Source organism: Marivita sp. GX14005 (assembly GCF_023370775.1).
Classification (GTDB): Bacteria; Pseudomonadota; Alphaproteobacteria; order Rhodobacterales; family Rhodobacteraceae; genus Marivita.
This window is the reverse complement of the sequence record NZ_JAMCCQ010000004.1, coordinates 364081-383632: the sequence shown is the minus strand read 5'-3', so window position 1 is coordinate 383632 and position 19552 is coordinate 364081. Positions and strand designations below refer to the sequence as shown.

Here is a 19552-nt window from a genome sequence, read left to right as displayed (position 1 = left end):
ACAGACCATGCCCGACACACCGCTTCGCAAGATCACCCATGACCGGCACATGCAGATCCCACTGGCTGATGGCACGCGGCTTTCGGCGCGCGTCTGGATGCCCGAGGGTGCGAGCGCAAACCCCGTTCCGGCGATCCTCGAATACCTGCCCTATCGCAAATCCGACGGCACCGCCGAACGCGACGCCGGGATGCATCCGTGGATGGCCGAACGCGGCTATGCGTGCCTGCGCGTGGACCGGCGCGGTTGTGGCGACAGCGAAGGGCTGTTCGATGACGAATATTCCGAAACCGAGTTGCAGGATGGCGCGGATGTGATTGCCTGGATCGCCGCGCAGGACTGGTGCAGCGGCGCGGTGGGGATGCAGGGCATTTCATGGGGCGGATTCAACAGCCTGCAACTGGCCGCCCGCGCACCCGACGCGCTGAAGGCGGTGATCACCATCGGCTCGACCGTGGACCGCTATGCGGACGATGTGCATTTCCGGGGCGGGATCGTGCAATCGGACAATATCGGCTGGGCGGCGACGGTGCTGTCGTGGTTCTCCATGCCGCCCGATCCCGAACTGATGGGCGACACATGGCGCGACACATGGCTGACGCGGCTGGACAACACCCCGCCGCTGGCGCGCATCTGGCACGAACACCCGACGCGCGACGCCTATTGGAAACACGGCTCCATCTGCGAAGACTTCGGCGCGATTAGGGCAGCGGTGCTGTCTCTGGGCGGGCTGCATGATGGCTATCGCGACACGATGGGCAAGATCGTCGCCAATCTGAGCGCTCCGGCGCAGGGCATCCTTGGCCCCTGGGGGCATAAATACCCGCATGTCAGCAATATCGGCCCCTCCATCGGCTATCTGCAACTCGCGCTGCGTTGGTGGGATCACTGGCTCAAGGGGGTGAAGAACGGGGCCGAGGATGATCCCGCCTGGCGCGCCTATGTGGTGCAAAGCGAACGGCCCGACACCGGCGCAGACCACCGCGATGGCCGCTGGATCGCCGATACGGGCTATCCCCTGCCAAGTGCGTCGTGGCAAAGCCTGACGCTGGGCACCGATCTGGCGGGCGCCCTGCCCCGCCGCCTTGCGGCCGATCTGCGCCACGGCCAGTGCTGCGGCGAGTTCTTCACCTTCGGCTTTGGCCCCGGCGAATTGCCCGACGATCAGCAGGCGGATGACGCCCGCGCCGCCACGTTCGATGGCGACGCGCTGACCGCCCCGATCGACATTACCGGGCGGCCGCGTTTGCGCCTGCGCCTTGCCGCCGACCAGCCGCGCGCACAGCTTGCCGTGCGGCTCTGCGATCTGCGGCCCGATGGCACCTCCATGCTGATCTCCATGGGGCTGCTCGATCTGCGCAATCGCAACGGGTTCGAGAGCAAAGAGCCGCTGATCTCCGGCGAGGAGATCGAGATCACGCTCGACATGGACGAGACCGCCTATCACGTCCCGGCGGGCCACCGGCTGCGCCTGTCGCTGGCAGGCAGCTATTGGCCCTTCGTCTGGCCCGAACCCGTCGCGGCGGAATTGACTTTCACCGCCGGCAGTCTCGACCTGCCGCTGCGCGCGCCGCGCGACGGTGATGAGATCAGCTTCCCGCCCCCCGTCTCGGCGCCGGGCCGCAAGACCCGCCAATTGCGCGAAGCGACGGGCGATGCCGAAACCGAGACCGATCCGCAAACCGGGCGCATCAGCTACACGATGACGGCCGATCATGGCCGGATCGAAGACCTGGAGACCGGCATCATCACCGCCAGCACCGTGCGCGAATCCTATTCCATCGACCCCGCCGATCCCGCGAACACCGAGGTGCACATCCTCTGGACCCGCAGTTTCGGGCGCGGCGATTGGGAGGTCGCAACCACCGCCGAAACCCGCATGACCGGCCATGCCGACCGGTTCACCATCACGCAGCGCCTTGACGCGCAGGAAGACGGGCAACCGGTGTTTTCGAAAACCTGGCAGGACGACGTGCCAAGATAGGCTTTTTTCTCGATGCAGGTGACGTCAGAGCGCCGCGCTGTGAACGCTTCATAGGCAATTCCCGCATCGCTCTTCACAGTCGAAAACTGGTCCTCATACGCTATCGACAGGGGCGGCCTGCGGTGCTGCCTGCCATCGTTCGGCTCTGGTCGCCCTTTTGGCGATGCACGCGCAAATCGGCACCGGTCGGAAACAAAATCCGCATGGTTGCAGTTGCCTAATTCAATGGCGCGCTATCATCGTCAGCCAAAAGATTGCCGTGGGACCAAAGACATGACGAAACCGCTATCCGCACCGCGGATGCGCCGCGCCGACGGCACCGAGCACCCGCTGTCGATAGACGGGCTGCAGATGCGCTACGGCGACACCGTGGCATTGCAGGATATCTCGCTCGATATCGAATACGGCGAATTCGTTTCCGTTCTCGGCCCATCGGGTTGCGGCAAATCCAGTTTGCTGCGCGCCATCGCGGGCCTTGAGCCGATATGCGGCGGCCGCATCGGCATCGGCGGCAAGGACGTCGCCCTTGTGCGTCCGTCGCAGCGGGGTGTGGCTTTCGTGTTCCAGTCCTACGCGCTCTATCCGCATATGACGGTGCGCGAGAACCTCGCCGCGCCGCTGACCATGACGGAGCTTGGCACATTGGGGCGGATGCCGGGGCTGAACCGGCTTGTCCCGACTGCGCGCCGGGTTCGGGCAAAGATCGACGAGCGGGTGAACACGACCGCCGAGATGCTCGAAATCGGGGCTTTCCTCGATCGGCGTCCCGAAGCCCTGTCCGGGGGGCAGCGTCAGCGCGTTGCGCTTGGCCGGGCGCTCATTCGAGAGCCCGACGTGTTCCTTCTGGACGAGCCGCTTGCAAACCTGGACGCGGCGCTGCGCCAGACCATGCGCGCGGAGTTGCGGAGACTCCAGCGGCGGATCGGCGCCACGACGCTTTTCGTCACCCACGATCAGGCCGAAGCCATGGCGATCAGCGACCGGATCGTTGTGATGTTCGACGGGCGCATCCTGCAAATCGGAACGCCGGACGAGCTTTATCGCAGTCCGGCCACGCTCACGGTCGCCCGCTTCCTGTCACAGCCGCATCTGAACGAATTGCCCGCCACATTCCTTGCCGGAACCATCGGCACGGCGACGCGCGATCATCCGATCCTGATCGGGGGCGCGCCGCTGGGGCAGTCGCAGGGGATCGTCGCGATCCGGCCCGAACATGCGGAGATCCGCGCTGCCGCGCGGCCGGGGCTGCCGAGTATTCCCGTCACGGTGGAGAGCGCGGAACATGGCGGGATCGACAGCCATCTCTTCGTGCGCGACACGTCCGGCCGCCGGCTGGCGATCCGTGTCCCGTCCGAGCGGCTGGCGGATTGGCCACCGGGCGCAGAGGGCATCTTCGGCTTCCGCCTGGACGCGGCGCATCTCTTCGATGAACCGGAGAGCGCCGTGCGGGCGGCCGCGTGACGCGAAGCAGCGCCGAGACCCGCGCGCGCCGTCGCTTCGGCGCGGTGCTCGCGCTGCCGGCGGCCCTACTGCTGCTCATGCTGGTGATCGGCCCGTCGCTGATCGCGCTCGGCCTGTCGGTGACGGATTACCGGCTGGGCATGGACGAGGTGCAATGGGTCGGAGCCGAGAACTATGCCCGGCTGATCGACGATACCGGGCTGCGGCAAAGCATTGTCAATACCGTGTCCTTCGTTCTGGTGGTCGCGCCGCTATCCGTGCTGGGCGGGCTCTGGGTTGCAGTGCTCGTGGCCGGGGCGGGCCGGTTGCAGGGGCTTTTCCAAACCGTCTTCTTCCTTCCCGTCACGGCGACCCTTGTTGCCATGGCGACTGCCTGGGAGGTCGTGCTGCATCCGAGCTTCGGCATGCTCAACGCGCTTCTCGAAACGCTCGGTCTGCCGGCGCAGCGCTTTCTGTCCGACCCGGACCTCGCGCTGTGGACGCTGGCGGCCATCGCGGTGTGGAAGATGCTGGGCTACAACGTGCTGCTGTTCCTCGCAGGCATGGCGACGATCGACCGGCAGCTTTACGAGGCTGCGGCGCTCGATGGGGCCGAGGATGGCTGGCGGCGCTTTACGCTGGTGACCTGGCCGATGCTGGCACCGGTCACGCTGTTCGTCACTGTCATCACGCTGATACGGGCGCTCGGCGAATTCGAGTTGGTGGCGGTCCTGACCAATGGCGGGCCGGACGGGGCGACGGAGATGGTGATCTTCAAGCTTTACCAAGAGGCGTTCCGGTTTTTCGACATCGGCGCGGCCTCGGCGCTTGCCGTGGTCTTCCTGCTTGCCGTGATGGTTTTATCGCTGGCGCAGGTGACGCTGGCGGAGCGGCGAAAATGACCGGCACGGTCCGCATACTGGCGCTGCTGGTCGTGGCAGCGATGACGCTCGTGCCGTTCGTGGTGATGTTCGCGACCTCGCTTGCCGGACCGGCGCAAATCTATGCCGGAGGCCTGCTTCCCGCGCCGGACGCGGCGGCGGCGGCGGACAATTACCGCACCGCATGGACGAACGTGCCGATGCTTCGCTACCTGCTCAATGGCACGGTCGTATGTTCCGCCATTCTCGTCTTGCAGATCACCGTGGCCGCTCCGGCGGGCTATGCGCTTGCGAAACTGCCCTTCAGCGGCAGGCCCGTTCTTCTCGCCGCGACGCTTCTGGCGCTGATGATTCCGATGCAGGTTCCGGCGATCCCGCTTTTCGTGGCGGTGGCGCAGGCGGGGCTTCTCAATTCCTATACCGCGCTGATCGTGCCCTTTGTCATCTCGGCCTTCGCGCTGTTCCTGTTTCGGCAGTTCTTCCTGTCCTACCCCGACGAGGTTCTAGAGGCGGCGCGGCTAGACGGCTTTTCCGAACTGTCCATCGTGTGGCGGCTCATGGTGCCCGCCGCGAAACCGGCCGTCGCCGCCTTCGCCACCATTTCGATCATCAACCACTGGAACGATCTCTACTGGCCGCTCGTCGTCATCACCGAGACCGAGATGATGACGCCACCGGTGGGCATCCTGGCGTTCCGCTCGACCGCCGAGAGCTCCGGCAATCTCGGGGCTCTGATGGCGGGCGGGGTCATCGTCACCGCGCCGCTCGTCATCGCGTTCCTGTTCCTGCAACGCAGCCTGATCCGAGGCCTGACCGCATCCGCACGCACCTGAAACCGTCGAAGGAGACACATATGCGCACGTTCATCATCGCAAGCCTTATGGCGACCGCCGCACCGGCCATCGCCCAGCAAACCGAGGTCACCGTCCTGCACGCATGGGCGCATCACGCCGAATGGCAGCAACAGCTGGCCGACGATTTCATGGCCCAAAACCCCGACATCAAGATCACGATACAGGCCCCTTCCGCCGATTACGACGAAGGGCTGGTCAGTGTCATCCGTCAGGATATGGCCGGCAGCGCCCCTGATCTGTTCCTTGCCGGCAGCCACCTTCTCGGCGAGGTCGCCGCGCGCGATCTGGCACCGCCGATGGATGATGTGATGCAGGGGCGGGACATGGCAGCGCTCGGCTATACCGATGCCGCACTAGCGCTGACGCAGATCGACGGCGTTCAGGTCGGCCTGCCCTGGACCTCATCGACCCCGGTCATGTTCTACAACGCCGAGCTGGTGCGGCAGGCGGGAGGCGATCCGGACGCGATGCCGACGACATGGGACGAGACCATCGCCCTGGCCAAGGCCATCGAGGATCTGGGCGACGATATCGAGGGCATTTACTATCCGCCGGGCGATGATGACTGGATGGTTCAAAGCCTTCTCGCCAGCGCCGGTCTTGCTCCGATCAAGGATGGCACCCTCGCGCTCGAGACCGAGCTGGGGCGCGAGGCCTTCGCGCTTTACGAACGCTTCCATGATGAGGCCGGGCAAGAGGCCATCCCTAACGCCGCCGCGCGCCAGATGATGTATGCCGGTCAGCTCGGTCTCTACTTCAATTCCACTGCCGCCGTGCGGTCCTTCTCCAGGGAGATCGGCGACCGGTTCGAGTGGGGAACCGCGCCGATGCCCACCCTCGTCGAGGGCGGCGGTGTCGCTTCCGGAGGGATGGCGGCGGTCATCCTCGCCGATGATCCGGCGGTGCGCGAGGCGGCGATGGAGTATATCCTCTACGCCACCGGGCCAGAGGGCCAGGCGACCGTGGTGCAGAACACCGGCTACATGCCCGTGAACACGGGAACCGAGGCGATCCTGGCCGATTTCTATGCGGAAAACCCCGCCTGGCGCACCTCGGCCACGCAAATGGACCGGGCTTTGCCCTGGTTCACATGGCCCGGCGAAAACGGCATCCGCATCAGTCAGGAGGTCGTTGACGCGCTCGGCGCCATCGCGAACGGGCGGCAGTCCAGCGACGAGGCCGCGGATCGTCTGGTCGCGGAGATCGGTCGCCTGATCGAGTAACGTCGCCGCTCTTCGTGCAGGGCGGCAGGCTCGTCCGCCCTGCGCACAGCGGCCCCCGACCCCCCCCCGCGTCAGAACTTCGCCGACAGGACCACATCAATGCTGCGCTCCGCGCCGGGAAGCTGGTCGAAGGGTCGATACGCCTCATCGAGGATGTTGTTCACCTGCACCGTCAGCGAGGCGTGATCCGTCAGATCGATGGAGCCGCGCAGGTTGAGCGTGGCCCAGCCATCCGTTTCCTCGACCAGATCACCGGTGGAATTGCGCAGCTTGGCGCGGCTTTCCCCTGTGGCGAAAAGATCGAAGGAAGCGGGCCGTCCGCGCAGATCGAATGCGCGGCGCAGGCCGAGCGTGGCCGAAACCTGCGGCGTGCCGCTGTCATGGGTCGCATAGCCATTGCCATATTGAAGCTCGCGGCCGAGGATCGCCGCCGACAGGTAGGGCGTCAGCCCGTTGCCCAGATCATGCTCGGCATAAATCTCGAAGCCCAGCGTTTCGGCGCCATCGACATTGCGATATTGCGCGCGCCTTTGCTCGCCGTCATCCGGCAGGCGCTGGCGCACGATGTAATCGCTCGCGTCGGTGTAGAAGAGCGTTGCGTCGAAAAGCGTGGCGCCATTGTCGAACCGTGCGCCGATCTCGTAATTATCCGCCGTTTCGGGATCGAGATCGGGGTTCGGCAGCGTCAGTTGCCCGCCTGCCGTGGTCCGGGTGAACAGCTGATTGAGCGTCGGGTAATTGTAGCCCTGCGAGAAGAGCCCGCGCAGGGACCATGTGTCGTTCGGCGTCCAGACGACACCGGCGCTGGCCAGAAATCGATCATCGCTGTTCTCCGAAAGCGGCGCGCTGTCGCTTTCCTCCAGCTCCGCCTCGACATCGTAATACCGCCCGCCGAAATGCAGCGCCCATTGCGGCGACAGGGTGATTTCGTTCTGTGCATAGACCGAGGTGGTGACGATCCGCGCCTCATCGCGGCGCAGCACGGGCGGCGGCGCAAGGGGCGCGCCCGGCAGCGTTGTCTGGCTGCTTGCATCCACATCGAGGAAATCATCCTCGTATTGCGCGCCGAGGATGGTGCGCCAGCTGTCCGCAAGCCGCAACTCCGCCGAGACGTTCAGCCCCCAGGTTTCCTGCTCGTCGTCATTCGCCGTCGCGATCACCGGCGCGCGCGGCCCCGGCGCGATCCGGTTGCGGAACTCGCGCTCGATCGTCTGGTCGAACGCATCCACCTTGAGCGACGGCAGCCAGGCCGCAAGATCGGTGCCCTCGTAGAAGAAACTGAGCCGCCGCAGGTCGCGCTTGGGCAGGTCGATCACGAAATTCGGATCGCCGGTATAGACCTCGGACGACAGATCGAACGCCTGCGCGTCCAGCCCGAAGCTGTGCTTGCCCGTCTCGAAGCCCAGATAGCCCGACAGGTTGCTGTCCTCGACGCCGGAGGGCACCAGCTCCCCCTCACCGGCGGCGAACTTGTTGCCCAGATCGGAGCGCCCCTGGCTCAGCCGCCAGGTGAACCCGCCCCGCCGGCCCGCCACCGAGAGGGATTCGCGAAACCCGTCCACCGCGCCGAAATAGGACAATGTGGCGGAGCCTTCGAAGGGCTCATCCGCGCCGCGCTTGGTGATGATGTTGATCGTGCCGCCGATGGCGCGTTGGCCGCTGATGACGGAGGAGGCGCCGCGCACCACCTCGATCCGCTCGACCGTGGCCGGATCGACGACGACGGGCGGGCCATAGGTCGTGTGATCGGTGATCGCCTGACCGTTGACGAGGATGCGCACGCGCCGCGCCTCCTCGCCCCGGATGCGGATACGGCTGGTCCCCTGCTCCTCGATCCGCACGCCGGGAACGTTGCGCAGGAAATCCGACACGCGCGCTGGCGGGATGCGCGAGATCTCTTGCTCGTCCACCACGGTCACGGCGGAGGGGTTTTCGAAAACGCTCGTCTCCAGGCCGGTTCCCAGCAGGGTCAGCGTGCCGAGATCTGTCGCGCCGCCGTCTTGCTGCGCCGAGGCCGATAGCGCGGACAGCGCAAACGCGCCGCCTGCGAAAATGCCGATAGTGTGAATCTGTGCCATTGCCTTTGTCCTTCGCCGGCCCGCCCGTTTCGGGAACGGTGCAGGGGTCTTGATCGTCGCGGCTGGCAGGGGGCTGGCAGTGACCGAGTGTTTCTGTCGGGTTAGACGCTCTATCGGCAATCGCGCGCGTTCTGTCAGAAAAACATGCGCGAATGTCATGACTATTTCGCCCGTCGCGATCAGGCAGAGGCCATATGCGGCAGCAGCCAGGTGGCCTGCCCCGCCGGCGCGCGGTTGACGCGCAGCGCACAGCCATAGGCGCGCGACAGGATCGCGTCGGTCAGAACCTCGGCGGGTGCGCCGGCCGCGATGATCCGCCCGTCATGCACCATGCGCACCGCATCGGCGAACATCGCCGTCAGGTTCAAATCGTGCATCACCGCGATCACCCCGCCGCCGCGCCGTGCGTAATCGCGCAGCAAGCGCATCACCAGAAGCTGATGCCCGATATCGAGGCTGGAGACAGGCTCGTCCAGCAACAACCAGCGCGGCATGCCCTGCGCCACCGGCTCCCAGACCTGCGTGAGCACGCGGGCCAGTTGCACGCGCTGCTGCTCTCCGCCGGACAGTTCCTGGTAGAACCGCCCGGCATAGCCGGCCAGACCCACCGTATCGAGCGCGCGCAGCGTCAAACGGTCCCGCCCGGCGGAGGTGCCGGCAGTTAGACCGAGCCGTATCACCTCGATCACGGTGAACGGAAAGGCCAGCGTTGCCGCCTGCGGCAATACCGCCCGCAACGCCGCCAGTTCCCATCCCTTCAGCCGCGCGGTATCCTGCCCGTTAACGGTGACGTACCCTGTAAAGGGCACCTCGCCGCATAGCGCGCGCAGCAGCGTGCTCTTGCCCGATCCGTTCGGCCCGACGATGGCGGTGAGCTGCCCGGCCCGCGCCTCGAACGCGGCGCCGTGCAATATGGCGCGCCGCCCGAGCGTGACGGTGATATCATGCCCGGCGAAGATCACAGATCGACCACCATGCGCCGTCGCAGCAGGATCCACAGGAACACCGGCGCGCCCAGGATCGCGGTAACGATGCCGATGGGCAACTCCGCCGGCGAGATCACCGTCCGGCTGACCAGATCGGCGCCGAGCAAAAGGCTCGCCCCCAGAAGCGCCGCGTTGGGCAAGAGCGCGCGGTGATCGGGGCCGGAGGCGAGCCGGAGCAGGTGCGGCACCACGATGCCGATAAAACCGATGCCGCCCGACACCGCCACCGCCGCGCCGGTGGCCCCCGCGACGGCGAGGATGGCCAGCGTCTTGACCCGCTCGACCGCAATGCCCAGATGCCCCGCCGCCGCTTCGCCCAAGGCAAGCGCGTTGAGCCCGCGCGCGAGCAGCGGCGCGCCCACCAGCGCAAGCGCGATGATGGGCGCGGCCGCCAGCAGCTTGGCCCATGTCGCACCGGCCAGCGAGCCGAGGCCCCAGAAAGTCAGATCGCGCAATTGCTGATCGTCGGCGGCATAGACCAGCAGGCCCGACACCGCCCCCGCCAGCGCACCGAGCGCGATGCCGGCAAGCAGCATCGTGGCGACGGATGTGCGACCGCCGCGCGTGGAAACGCGGTAAAGCACGATGGTCGAGAGCCAACCGCCCGCGAAGGCCGCCAGCGGCACGAGATAGGCGCCGAGCGCCGCCATCACGGCCGCCGGCAGCAGCGATGCGCCCAGAACGATGGCCGCGATAGCGCCCAGCCCCGCGCCCGCGCTCACGCCGACAATGCCGGGATCGGCCAGCGGATTGCGGAAGAGCCCCTGCATCACCGCCCCCGACACCGCCAGCGCCGCGCCCACCAACGCCCCCATCAGCGTGCGCGGCAAACGGATGTCCCAAAGGATCGTCCGGTCCACCACCGAAAGCGCCTCTCCGCGTGCGAGGCTCAAGAGCGCGGACCACAGGTTCGTGCCCGCCGCCCCGATGGCAAGGCTCGCCGCCATCACGCAGGCCAGCAGCAGCGCGAGCCAGAGGCTCAGCCGCCGTGCCGCCGCGACGCGGTCCTGCGGCACGGCCCCTGCGCTGCGATCAAAGGTTGCCAGCGTCATCGGGCTCCACCCCGTAAAGCGCATCGGCCAGGTCATGCACGGCTTCGGGCGTGCGCGGGCCAAAGCCTAGAAGGTATTGCCCGCCCATCCGGATCACAGCGCGGGTGCGCCCCGCCGGGGTCGCGGCAATCGCGGGAAGGGCGAAAAGCGCGTCGTACTCGATCATCACCTGCCCGCCCCGCGTCATCATCAGGATCACATCCGGCGCGGCAGCGATCACCGCCTCGTCGCCGACGGGTTTATAGCCCTCGAATGTCTTCAGCGCATTGACCGCACCGGCCATCTCGATCACCGCAGCCGCTTCGGTGCCGCGCCCGGCGGCGAGAAGACGGCCGCCTTGCGCGCTCAGGACGAAGAGCACGCGCTTGCGATCCTCGTCGGCCACGCGTTCGGCCCGCGCAGCGGCACGAGCAAGCTTCGCCTCGACCTCACCCGCAAGCGCCCGCGCCTGCGACTGAACGCCGAGCGCCTTGCCCACGGCGAGGATCTTCTCCGTTATGCCCTCGCCCGTCGGCGCGTCGGGAATCAGCGTGAGCGGCACCCATGCCGCCTTGAGCACGTCCAGCGCCTCGGGCGGGCCGGCATCGGCCTCAGCCAGAACGAGGCCGGGATCTACCGAGAGCACCCCCTCGGGCGAAAGCGCGCGCACATAGCCCACATCGGGAAGTGCCTGCGCCGCCTCGGGGTAATTGGAGGTCGTGTCGCGCGCGACCAGCCGGTGTTCCTGCCCCAGCGCATAGACGATCTCGGTGATCGAGCCGCCGATGGAGACGACATCCGGCTCGCTCGTCTCCGCAGCGGCGCTGCAACTTAGAGCCGCTGCCAGCAGCGCCGCGAGGCCGGTTCTCGGTCCTGCCCCGAACATCACGCCGCCTCGGTGCTTTCCGCGCCCGGCAGCGCGTCGACGATGCTCTTCCACGCCGCGCGGCTGTCGGGCAGATCGCGGCCCGCAGGCACCGGGAAGATCTGAAAGATCAGGCTGCCTTCGGCGTCGAACGCCTCAACCGAGATCGCCGCACCGCGCTTGGTCGGCTTGTCGACGGCATAGACCTCGGCGATATGATCGAGCCGCAGATGCATGTCGAACCCCGGATCGAGCACGTTCTGCCACGGCCCCATCGCCTTGAGCGTTTTCAGCGGGCCGGAGAAGATCTGGATACAGCCCTTGTTGCCCACGAAGATCATGATCGGGATGCCCGCGCCCTGCACATCCCGCAGCATCCGGTCCACCGCCTCGGTCGTCAGCCGCCGCACGAAAGGCGCGCCGACGATGCGATAGGCGCCCAGCCGGTTCATCTTGAGCCGCCCGGCCATGGCGAAGAACTGATGCGTATCGGTCATCTTCGACCACCCGTCGCACAGCGCATCGAGCTTGGCCGGATTGGATTTTGCCGGCTCCGGTGCCGCGCGATCGACGACGTGCAGCGCGTCGGATTGATCCTCGTGACGCAATCCGTCCACCGCGCGGGCGAACGCGGCGTCATCCGAACCATCGCGCAGGAAAATCTTGTGGATCGCATCGCCGGCGGCGTCGAACACTTGCAAACTGCGCCGCACGCCGCCCTCGATGGGCTTTTCCACCGCATAGGCATGTTGCCAGTGCTTGGGGAAAATCCGCAGATCGATCGGCTCGTTCAGAACCATCGCCGCGTGCGGGCCGGGGTGATAATTGGCGTATTGCCCCACAACCTCGCTTACGCAGGAGGCGTTACGCGTCAGCGCCATGACCTCGCCGAACGTGCCGGCGGCGCCGATGATCCCGTCAGGATGGTCCTTGAGCCGCGTTGCGCCCTGCCCGACATGCGCGGCGATCAGCTGCGCCTCGCTGATGCCGAGCGTATCGGCCAGATCGCGCTCGCGCGCCTTGGGGTTTTCGCTGCGCGTCGCGCGAATCTCGGAGGGTGTGGGAGTGTTGTCGAGTGCCATGCAAGCCACCATGCAATAAGGGTTTCGCTGGGTGTCTGGCGAAGGCCACAGCGGCGGCCCATGGCTGGATCGGTCATGCCGGATGCGTGACCTGTTGTTGTTGACACTTTTACTAGGTTAATTTACCTCCTGCAAGGATGAAGACGGGCGCTCTCCCTCACGGCCCGCTCATCGAGCCAGCCACCGGCCAGCCACCAGATCGCAAAGTTCCACACGCAGAGCGCCCTGCCCGGCGCACGTCTTCTGCACGCACAATGAACAGGTGGCCCATGCGTTTGCTTTCGTTTTGTCTTATCGGCCTTGCATTTGCCGGCGCGGCGCAGGCGCAGGACGCGCCGCAACCGAGACTGGCAGTCGAACTCAACGCCGCCGATGATGGCGATGATGCCTGCCGGCTCAGCTTTCTGGTGGAAAACAGCCTTGGCGCCGATCTCGACGAGGCAGTGTTCGAGACCGTGATCTTCGACGCGACAGGTGCGGTGGACCGGCTGACGCTGTTCGACATGCGCGATTTGCCGGAGGGTCGCCCGTGCGTGCGGCAATTCCTGATCGACGGAATCGCCTGCACCGGGATCGGGCGCATCCTCATCAACGGCGCGCAAAGCTGCAGTGGCGCGGGCCTGCCCGAGGGCGCCTGCACGGACAATCTGAACCTGTCCTCGCGCACGGGCATCGAGCTTTTGGGGTGATCATGTTTCAAGACATTCAAACTGCGCTGGTGGAGATCCTCGATCTGGGCGGGCCGGTTGTGGCCGTGCTGCTGGTCGTGTCGATCCTTACGCTGGCGCTCATTCTCTACAAGCTCTGGCAATTCCATGCCGCCGGGGTCGGACGGCACCGGGCGCTCGGCAAAGCGGTCGCCGCATGGGACGACGGCGCGCGCGAGCGAGCGTCGCGGCATCTGGGCGAAAGCACGAGCTACCTTGCCCCGGTGATCGGGCAGGCAATGAACCGCGCGGAACGCAGCGACGGGCTCGTGTCGCAACGGCTCGACGCGGAGGCCGAGGCGCGCTTTGCCCGGCTGGAAGCGGGGTTCAAGCTGCTCGACATGGTGGCGCAGCTCGCGCCGCTGCTGGGGCTGTTCGGCACCGTTCTGGGCATGATCGAAGCGTTCCGCACGCTGCAGGGCGCGGGCAGCACTGTCGATCCCTCGCTTCTGGCAGGCGGCATCTGGGTCGCGCTGCTGACCACCGCCGCCGGGCTGGCCGTGGCCATGCCCGCCGCGCTGGTGCTGTCGTGGTTCGAGGGCCGGATGCACCGCGAACGGGTCTTCGCCGAGCGCAGCTTGCGCACCATTCTCGCTCCCGGCACGCCGGGCCGGGACGTGCAGGCCCATGCCGCTTGAGATCGCCAGACCGCGCCGCCGCCGCTTGTCGATGACATCGCTGATCGATGTCATCTTCCTGCTGCTGCTCTTTTTCATGCTCACCTCGACCTTCTCGCGCTATGGCGAGGTCGAACTCTCTGGCGCGGCACGCGGCGCGGCGGGCGGCGATGATGCGCCACTCTTCCTGTCGGTGGATGAAAGCACGCTGCGCCTCAACGGAGAGCCGGTGGCGATGAACGCGCTGCCGCAACGACTGGCGGCGCGCGGAGAAAGGCGCCTTCTGGTCAGCCTGTCGGGCGAGGTGATCTCGCAACGGTTGATCGACGTTCTGGCCGTGCTTCGCGGTGTCGATGGGCTTGCTGTCACGGTGCTGCAATGAGCCGCCTCGCCCGCCCCGCCGCCGCGCAGACGCGCGAGCCGACCATCGCGCTCATCAATGTCGTGTTCCTGATGCTGATCTTCTTCATGATCGCCGGCACGCTCGCCGCCCCGATGGAGCGCGATCTGACACTCGTGAGAACCGAAACGCTCGAAGGGCGCGCGCCGCCCGATACGCTGGTGATCCATGCCGATGGCCGGCTGAGCTATCGCGGATCGCCCGTGTCGTCGGCGGCCGAATTTCTCGCGCAACAGCCCCGTGGCGGCCAAGGCCAGCCCGTGCGCATCGTGCCTGACCGCGCCTTGCCGGCGCGCCTGCTGGTGCGCCTGTCGAGCGAATTGCGTGCCGCCGGCGCAGAGCGCGTGCTTGTCGTGACCGAACGGGCGCTGCCATGATTCCCCGCTCGCGCTATGTCGCGGCACTTTGCCTGTGCCTCGCCGGCGCGCTGCACGCCGCAATCGCGGTGCTGCCGGCCGATGCGCCCGAACCGGTCGCGATGCAGGGCGGCGGCGCGGCCAGCATCGCGACCCTCGGCAATTCCTTCGCCGATATGGCCGAAGGCGTCTCTGCCCCCGATCCTCAGGACAGCCCGCGCGCAAAAGCGGCAAAGCCGGCAGTCGCCGCGCCATTGCCCCCGGAACCCGTGCAAGCGCCAGTGCCACAGGCCGCCCGCCCCGCGCAGGCAACGCAGATGGCCGCCCTCGCGCCGCGAGACGAAACGCCGCCGCTGGCCGTCCCGGATCGCGCCCCACCCGCCCCGGCAGAGCGCATCGAAGCCGAGCCAGACGGCGCAGCGCCCATCGCCTCCGCACGGCCCCAGCCTCGCCCGGATCGGCCAAAGCCGCAGGCCGCGCCCAGGCGGCAAATTCAGGAAAAAGCGCCCCCGAAACGCGGCAACGCGAGACAAGACGCCCGCGCAGGCGATGCCACCGGACAACGATCGGCGGTGCAGGACCGCGCCGGATCGGGCGGCCGCGCCGCGCAGGCACCCGGCACTGCGGCAGCGGAGAACTACCCCGGACAGGTCATGCGCCAGATCCAGCGCACCCGCCGCGAGCGCGTCAACGCGCGCGGTTCAGCGACGGTCAGCTTTACCATCGCCGGGAATGGCGCACTCGCGGCGATCGGGCTTGCGCGCAGCTCCGGCTCCGAAAGGCTCGACCGCATCGCCCTGCAGCAAATCCGCCGCGCCGCCCCGTTCCCGCCCCCACCCCAAGGCGCACAGCGCAGGTATACGATCCGAATCGACGGACGGTGACACGTGGTTCGCGCCGGACCTGCCGGTCAGGCGCGTTTCCACCGATCCTGGAAGTCGAAGGCATTGTCATAGCCGAACAGGGCCGCAGACCCGCCTGTATGCAGGAACACCACACGGTCGCCCTTCTTGAAATGGCCCTTGCGGATCAGATCGATGAAACCGGCCGCGCCTTTCGCCGAATAGACCGGATCGAGCAGGATGCTTTCGAGTTCGGCAAACATGCGGATCGCGGCGAGCCCGTCCTCGGTCGGGATGCCATAGCCTTCGCCGACATAGTCGGTATTCGCGACGACATCCTCGCGCTGAACGACGCCGGGGCAGCCCAGTTTCTCCGCCGTCTTCAGGGCAAGATTATATACGTTTTCCTCTTGTTTCGCCTTCGGCGCGCGCACGCCTATGCCGAGCAGCGGGATCTGAGCGTTCATCGCCTTGAGCCCCGTGACCAGCCCGGCCTGCGTGCCCGCGCTTCCGGTGGCGTGGACGATGTGATCGATTTTGAGCCCGCGTTCATTGGCCTGTCCCAGCAGCTCGAACGCGCAGTTGACATATCCCAGCGCTCCCGTCGCGTTCGATCCGCCGCCGGGAATGGTGTAGACTTTCTTGCCATCGGCGCGCATCTCGTCGGCCAGCGCCTCCATCTCTGCGTTCATGTCACCGCCGCCGGCGCGCTTTTCGGTGGTCGCACCGTGAAGATGATCGAGCAGCACGTTGCCGTTGTTGTTGTAATTGCTGTTGTCCGAGCCGGTTCGGTCTTCGAGCAGGATATGGCATTTCATGCCCATCTTGGCGGCGAAGGCTGCCGTCTGGCGCGCATGGTTGGATTGCGTGGCGCCTTGAGTCATCACGATCTCTGCGCCTTCCAGTTCGGCTTCGGCCATCAGAAATTCGAGCTTGCGCGTCTTGTTGCCCCCCGTCGATAGCCCGGTGCAGTCGTCGCGTTTGATCCAGATTTCCGGGCCGCCCAGCTCCGCGGTAAGCCGGTCCAGCCGTTCCAGCGGGGTGGGCAGATGGGCGATGAAGCGTCGGGGAAAGCGGGCGAGATGCATGGCAAGGCTCCTTCATATACGTTTGGCGCAAGTTATCGCGGCTCTTCCCCGATTGATAATGCCAATTCGCGTGCGTAAATTGCGCATATTGCAATTTACGGGAAAGGGGCGGTCATGCGGCTTGAATGGATCGACGATATTCTTGCGGTTCTGGATGGCGGCTCTCTGGTCAGCGCGGCCGAACGCAGGTTTCTCACGCAATCGGCCTTCACGCGGCGCGTGCGCATGATCGAGGACGCGCTCGGAACGCCGCTCTTCGATCGCCGCCGCAAGCCGGTCACGCTGCTGCCGGGCGTTGCCGCGCTCGAGCCGGAGCTTCGCGATCTTTCCGCCCGGCTGAAACGTCTGTCCCAGGATTTGCGCCTGTCCGCGAAGCAGGCCGAACGGCCCCTGGTGCTTGCCTGTCAGCATGCGATCACCGCCACCGTATCGCCCCTGATCGTGCAAAAACTGACGGCCGAAGGCGAAACTTCGGTGCGCGTGCGGTCTGGCAACCGGGATGAATGTCTGACGATGCTGGTGTCGAACGATGCGGATTTCGCAATCATGTATGATCTTCCGGGGAATCGCGCCAAGCCGCCGATGCGCGCCTTCGATGAGGTCCAGCTTGGCACGGACGCGCTGGTTCCGGTTTGCACGCCGCGTATCGCCCGGCAGGCGCGTTCGGGCGAGGTTCCGGTGATCGGCTATCCTCCCGATGTGTTCTTCGGACAGGTCTTCAACCGTGCCATCGTGCCAAGGATGCCCGACGGCACCACGCTGTCCATCCGGGCCGAGACCTCCCTGACGCTGGCAATCCTGCAATTCGTGCAGCGTGACATCGGCATCGCGTGGCTTCCCCAGTCCCTGGTCGAGGATCACCTCACCAGTCGCACGCTTCTCAGGCTGAGCGACAGATTGCCAGAGCAGCGTTTGGAAATCCGCCTGATCCGGCTGGCCGAGGATCGCGGCGCGGGCAAGGCTGCGCTGTGGGACAGGCTGGTGAGCAGGTTTACCGTGCCGCCGATCTAAAGCGCCTCCCAGAGCCGACGGCCCGTCTTGTCAAGCCGGTCCAAAGAACAGAAAAGCGATAGCGTCAGCGTCGTTTCCCATTCGGCGCCCCCGGCGGGAGCCAAGGCGCCGCGCGCGATATCGTCCTGCACGGAGAATTCCGGCAGCCAGGCAACGCCGCTTCCGGCAAGGGCACGGCGCTTGATCGCTTCGGCGAGCGCATCCATGTAGCGCAGCTCGAGCGGCGGCTTGCGCATGCCGATGGTCTGATCGACCACCGTTCCGAGAAAGCTGTCGGGATCGTAGCTCAGATAGGGGATTGCCTCCGAACCGGGGGCCGACAGGTTCCAGCCGCGCCTTTCGATTTCACGGGCAGCCGCAACGGGCAAAAGACGTTCGGTGCCGATATCCTTTCGCGCGAACAGGGTTTCGTCCAGCGTCGGGGACACGTCGCGATGCCGGTAATAGAGAAGCAGATCGCATGCCCCTTCCGTCAAAAGCTGGCAGCAGGTCCGAAGGTTGTCTGAATAGATCCTGACGCGGAGATCGGGGCTTTCCCGTTCCAGCGCGGCGATGCGCGGCGCGAGATAATTAACGGAAATCGTGTGAAGCACGGCGATGCGCTGGAAGGCCGTCTTGCCGCGTTCTTCCGCGCGTATCGCCTGCCGCGCATCGGTGAGGCTGGCTACGGTGTCGCGCGCGATGGGAAGGAATTGCTGGCCGGCCTTGGTCAGTTGAACCGGATAGGTCGAGCGTTTGACAAGCGGCACGCCCATCCAGTTTTCGAGCGATTTGATGCGCCGGCTGAAGGCGGGCTGGGTGATGTGCCGTTCCTCCGCCGCGCGCGTGAAGTTGAGCACGCGGCCCAGGCAGACGAAATCCTGTAACCAGTTGATATCCACGATGCCTCCGACACTCGCCTTAAACTATGCAAGCTTTGCATGAATATATCAAACTTCGGAATTGGCGTGCACCATGTGCTTTTGCGTAAGATTGCCCCAAGGTCACACGGCTGCGCATTGCATCGGGCCGGACCGAGACGATGACGTATGATGCGGAGGAGAACCGTCATGCGCCGTCATTCAGAAAGGGAGAAGAAGATGAACCTGTCCTGGACAAGAAACGCGTCCGCCATCGCGCTTGCACTGACCGCGATCGGCGGCGGCGCCCATGCCGAAACGACGCTGCGCCTGTCAACCTATGTGAACGAATCCGATATCCGCTACCAGGGCTTCCAGCATTTCGCCGAACTGGTCGGGGAAAAAACCGGAGGCAGCGTGAATGTCGAGATTTTTCCCTCCTCCACGCTCCACGGGTGGTCGGAAGGGGTGGATGCCGTGCAGGGCGGCGTGTCCGACATGAGCTGGATCAACGCCGATAACCGCCTGCCCTGCTACGCGGTGACCTCGCTCTTTCCGGCGAATGTGAGCCTTGACGAGCAGCCGCAACTCGATGCGGCCTACGCCGATCTCATCCGCGAGGAAGCCGCCGAGGTGAACCTCGTCCCACTGCTGAATTCGAACTATTCCTACGATCAGGAATGGTGGTTCGAAGATCCGGTCGATGATATCGGCAAGCTCGACGGCAAGCTGGTGCGCTCCATCGGGCCGCTGGTCAGCATGATGATCGAAAGCTGGGGCGGCGAGCCGGTTTTCGTCGCGCCGAAAGAGGTGTTTCAATCCGCCGAACGCGGCGTGGTGGATGGCATCAACATGGGCGTTGCCACCTACTCCTCATGGAAGCTTTGGGATGTCATGCCGCACATGATCAATGCCAATCTGTTTTATGGCAACATCATCTACATGATGAACAAGGACAAGTTCGACGCGCTTTCGCCCGAGGAGCAAACGGCGCTGACCGAGGCTGCGGCCGAGACCGAAGCCTGGCTTCAGCCGCGCTACGAAGAATGGGTCGATGAACAGATCGCCGCCGCCATCGAGGCGGGTGGAACCGAAACGACCCTGCCGCCCGAAAAGACCGCCGAGCTGATCGCCAGCGTCAGCGACAAGTGGAACGCCGAGGTCGATGAGGCCTGCGGCGCAGAGCTTGCCGGCGAAATCCGCACGCTGCTGGACACCCACGCGGCGAACTGATCCGTGAAGGGGCGGCCGGCGTCGCGCGCCGCCCG

At 65.9% G+C, this 19552-nt stretch carries 19 protein-coding genes; 12 read left to right on the top strand and 7 right to left on the bottom strand.

Annotated elements, in window-relative coordinates:
• The first annotated feature begins 7 nt into the window (after positions 1-7).
• The 5 genes from M3465_RS13880 to M3465_RS13860 all read left to right on the top strand — a co-directional run bounded on the left by M3465_RS13880 (position 8) and on the right by M3465_RS13860 (position 6382).
• Positions 8-1984, top strand: coding sequence for a CocE/NonD family hydrolase (locus M3465_RS13880; protein WP_249502363.1), 1977 nt, complete (start codon positions 8-10; stop codon positions 1982-1984).
• Positions 1985-2257: 273 nt separating this feature from the next.
• On the top strand, positions 2258-3445 hold the full coding sequence (locus M3465_RS13875) for an ABC transporter ATP-binding protein (RefSeq protein ID WP_249502362.1): 1188 nt from the start codon (positions 2258-2260) through the stop codon (positions 3443-3445).
• A complete protein-coding gene (locus M3465_RS13870; protein ID WP_249502361.1) occupies positions 3442-4326 on the top strand; it encodes a carbohydrate ABC transporter permease in 885 nt (294 codons plus the stop codon). Before M3465_RS13875 ends, M3465_RS13870 begins: the two co-directional genes overlap by 4 nt.
• Entirely contained in the window at positions 4323-5138 is an 816-nt protein-coding gene (locus M3465_RS13865) for a carbohydrate ABC transporter permease (RefSeq protein ID WP_249502360.1), read from the top strand. Before M3465_RS13870 ends, M3465_RS13865 begins: the two co-directional genes overlap by 4 nt.
• A gap of 20 nt (positions 5139-5158) precedes the next feature.
• Positions 5159-6382 (top strand): ABC transporter substrate-binding protein, encoded by a 1224-nt coding sequence (locus tag M3465_RS13860; RefSeq protein WP_249502359.1) that lies wholly within the window; start codon positions 5159-5161, stop codon positions 6380-6382.
• Between the two features lie 71 nt (positions 6383-6453).
• Here the strand turns inward: M3465_RS13860 and M3465_RS13855 are convergent, their stop codons facing one another.
• From M3465_RS13855 to M3465_RS13835, 5 genes are all read right to left on the bottom strand, one after another.
• Positions 6454-8460, bottom strand: coding sequence for a TonB-dependent receptor (locus M3465_RS13855; protein ID WP_249502358.1), 2007 nt, complete (start codon positions 8458-8460; stop codon positions 6454-6456).
• A 179-nt stretch (positions 8461-8639) separates the two neighbouring features.
• Complete coding sequence (locus tag M3465_RS13850; protein ID WP_249502380.1) at positions 8640-9419, bottom strand: heme ABC transporter ATP-binding protein; 780 nt, start codon at positions 9417-9419, stop codon at positions 8640-8642.
• Positions 9419-10498 carry a FecCD family ABC transporter permease gene (locus M3465_RS13845; RefSeq protein WP_249502357.1) on the bottom strand — a complete coding sequence of 360 codons (1080 nt, stop codon included), beginning with the start codon at positions 10496-10498 and terminating at the stop codon, positions 9419-9421. Before M3465_RS13845 ends, M3465_RS13850 begins: the two co-directional genes overlap by 1 nt.
• Positions 10479-11363, bottom strand: a complete 885-nt coding sequence (locus M3465_RS13840; RefSeq protein ID WP_249502356.1) for a heme/hemin ABC transporter substrate-binding protein — start codon at positions 11361-11363, stop codon at positions 10479-10481. The genes M3465_RS13845 and M3465_RS13840 overlap by 20 nt, the downstream gene beginning before the upstream one ends.
• Complete coding sequence (locus tag M3465_RS13835) at positions 11363-12424, bottom strand: hemin-degrading factor (protein WP_249502355.1); 1062 nt, start codon at positions 12422-12424, stop codon at positions 11363-11365. The genes M3465_RS13840 and M3465_RS13835 overlap by 1 nt, the downstream gene beginning before the upstream one ends.
• Before the next feature lie 269 nt (positions 12425-12693).
• Between M3465_RS13835 and M3465_RS13830 the strand changes: the two genes are divergently transcribed.
• From M3465_RS13830 to M3465_RS13810, 5 genes are read left to right on the top strand one after another with little or no spacing between them, the layout of a single operon-like run.
• Entirely contained in the window at positions 12694-13113 is a 420-nt protein-coding gene (locus M3465_RS13830) for a hypothetical protein (protein WP_249502354.1), read from the top strand.
• A 2-nt stretch (positions 13114-13115) separates the two neighbouring features.
• Positions 13116-13769, top strand: coding sequence for a MotA/TolQ/ExbB proton channel family protein (locus tag M3465_RS13825; protein WP_249502353.1), 654 nt, complete (start codon positions 13116-13118; stop codon positions 13767-13769).
• Positions 13759-14130: an ExbD/TolR family protein gene (locus M3465_RS13820; protein ID WP_249502352.1), complete on the top strand. Its 372-nt coding sequence runs from the start codon at positions 13759-13761 to the stop codon at positions 14128-14130. Before M3465_RS13825 ends, M3465_RS13820 begins: the two co-directional genes overlap by 11 nt.
• Positions 14127-14525: an ExbD/TolR family protein gene (locus M3465_RS13815; RefSeq protein ID WP_249502351.1), complete on the top strand. Its 399-nt coding sequence runs from the start codon at positions 14127-14129 to the stop codon at positions 14523-14525. The genes M3465_RS13820 and M3465_RS13815 overlap by 4 nt, the downstream gene beginning before the upstream one ends.
• A complete protein-coding gene (locus M3465_RS13810) occupies positions 14522-15388 on the top strand; it encodes an energy transducer TonB (RefSeq protein ID WP_249502350.1) in 867 nt (288 codons plus the stop codon). Before M3465_RS13815 ends, M3465_RS13810 begins: the two co-directional genes overlap by 4 nt.
• A 26-nt stretch (positions 15389-15414) precedes the next feature.
• On the opposite strand, the gene cuyA is transcribed toward M3465_RS13810, so the two are convergent.
• The gene (gene cuyA / locus M3465_RS13805; RefSeq protein ID WP_249502349.1) at positions 15415-16434 is read right to left on the bottom strand and encodes a D-cysteate sulfo-lyase; all 1020 of its coding nucleotides are present in this window, start codon (positions 16432-16434) and stop codon (positions 15415-15417) included.
• A gap of 114 nt (positions 16435-16548) precedes the next feature.
• Between cuyA and M3465_RS13800 the strand changes: the two genes are divergently transcribed.
• Entirely contained in the window at positions 16549-17445 is an 897-nt protein-coding gene (locus M3465_RS13800; protein ID WP_249502348.1) for a LysR family transcriptional regulator, read from the top strand.
• On the opposite strand, the gene M3465_RS17160 is transcribed toward M3465_RS13800, so the two are convergent.
• Entirely contained in the window at positions 17442-18326 is an 885-nt protein-coding gene (locus M3465_RS17160) for a LysR family transcriptional regulator (RefSeq protein WP_249502347.1), read from the bottom strand. The genes M3465_RS13800 and M3465_RS17160 overlap by 4 nt on opposite strands.
• A gap of 168 nt (positions 18327-18494) precedes the next feature.
• Between M3465_RS17160 and dctP the strand changes: the two genes are divergently transcribed.
• Positions 18495-19517 (top strand): TRAP transporter substrate-binding protein DctP, encoded by a 1023-nt coding sequence (gene dctP / locus M3465_RS13790; protein ID WP_249502346.1) that lies wholly within the window; start codon positions 18495-18497, stop codon positions 19515-19517.
• The last annotated feature ends 35 nt before the right edge of the window (positions 19518-19552 follow it).

What these genes read in the sequence shown, in the direction of transcription:
- M3465_RS13880 (WP_249502363.1), top strand. Translation starts at nt 8, where the DNA reads ATGCCCGACACACCGCTTCGCAAGATCACCCATGACCGGCACATGCAG.
- M3465_RS13875 (WP_249502362.1), top strand. Translation starts at nt 2,258, where the DNA reads ATGACGAAACCGCTATCCGCACCGCGGATGCGCCGCGCCGACGGCACC.
- M3465_RS13865 (WP_249502360.1), top strand. Translation starts at nt 4,323, where the DNA reads ATGACCGGCACGGTCCGCATACTGGCGCTGCTGGTCGTGGCAGCGATG.
- M3465_RS13860 (WP_249502359.1), top strand. Translation starts at nt 5,159, where the DNA reads ATGCGCACGTTCATCATCGCAAGCCTTATGGCGACCGCCGCACCGGCC.
- M3465_RS13855 (WP_249502358.1), bottom strand. Translation starts at nt 8,460, where the DNA reads ATGGCACAGATTCACACTATCGGCATTTTCGCAGGCGGCGCGTTTGCG.
- M3465_RS13845 (WP_249502357.1), bottom strand. Translation starts at nt 10,498, where the DNA reads ATGACGCTGGCAACCTTTGATCGCAGCGCAGGGGCCGTGCCGCAGGAC.
- M3465_RS13840 (WP_249502356.1), bottom strand. Translation starts at nt 11,363, where the DNA reads ATGTTCGGGGCAGGACCGAGAACCGGCCTCGCGGCGCTGCTGGCAGCG.
- M3465_RS13835 (WP_249502355.1), bottom strand. Translation starts at nt 12,424, where the DNA reads ATGGCACTCGACAACACTCCCACACCCTCCGAGATTCGCGCGACGCGC.
- M3465_RS13830 (WP_249502354.1), top strand. Translation starts at nt 12,694, where the DNA reads ATGCGTTTGCTTTCGTTTTGTCTTATCGGCCTTGCATTTGCCGGCGCG.
- M3465_RS13825 (WP_249502353.1), top strand. Translation starts at nt 13,116, where the DNA reads ATGTTTCAAGACATTCAAACTGCGCTGGTGGAGATCCTCGATCTGGGC.
- M3465_RS13820 (WP_249502352.1), top strand. Translation starts at nt 13,759, where the DNA reads ATGCCGCTTGAGATCGCCAGACCGCGCCGCCGCCGCTTGTCGATGACA.
- M3465_RS13815 (WP_249502351.1), top strand. Translation starts at nt 14,127, where the DNA reads ATGAGCCGCCTCGCCCGCCCCGCCGCCGCGCAGACGCGCGAGCCGACC.
- M3465_RS13810 (WP_249502350.1), top strand. Translation starts at nt 14,522, where the DNA reads ATGATTCCCCGCTCGCGCTATGTCGCGGCACTTTGCCTGTGCCTCGCC.
- cuyA (WP_249502349.1), bottom strand. Translation starts at nt 16,434, where the DNA reads ATGCATCTCGCCCGCTTTCCCCGACGCTTCATCGCCCATCTGCCCACC.
- M3465_RS13800 (WP_249502348.1), top strand. Translation starts at nt 16,549, where the DNA reads ATGCGGCTTGAATGGATCGACGATATTCTTGCGGTTCTGGATGGCGGC.
- dctP (WP_249502346.1), top strand. Translation starts at nt 18,495, where the DNA reads ATGCGCCGTCATTCAGAAAGGGAGAAGAAGATGAACCTGTCCTGGACA.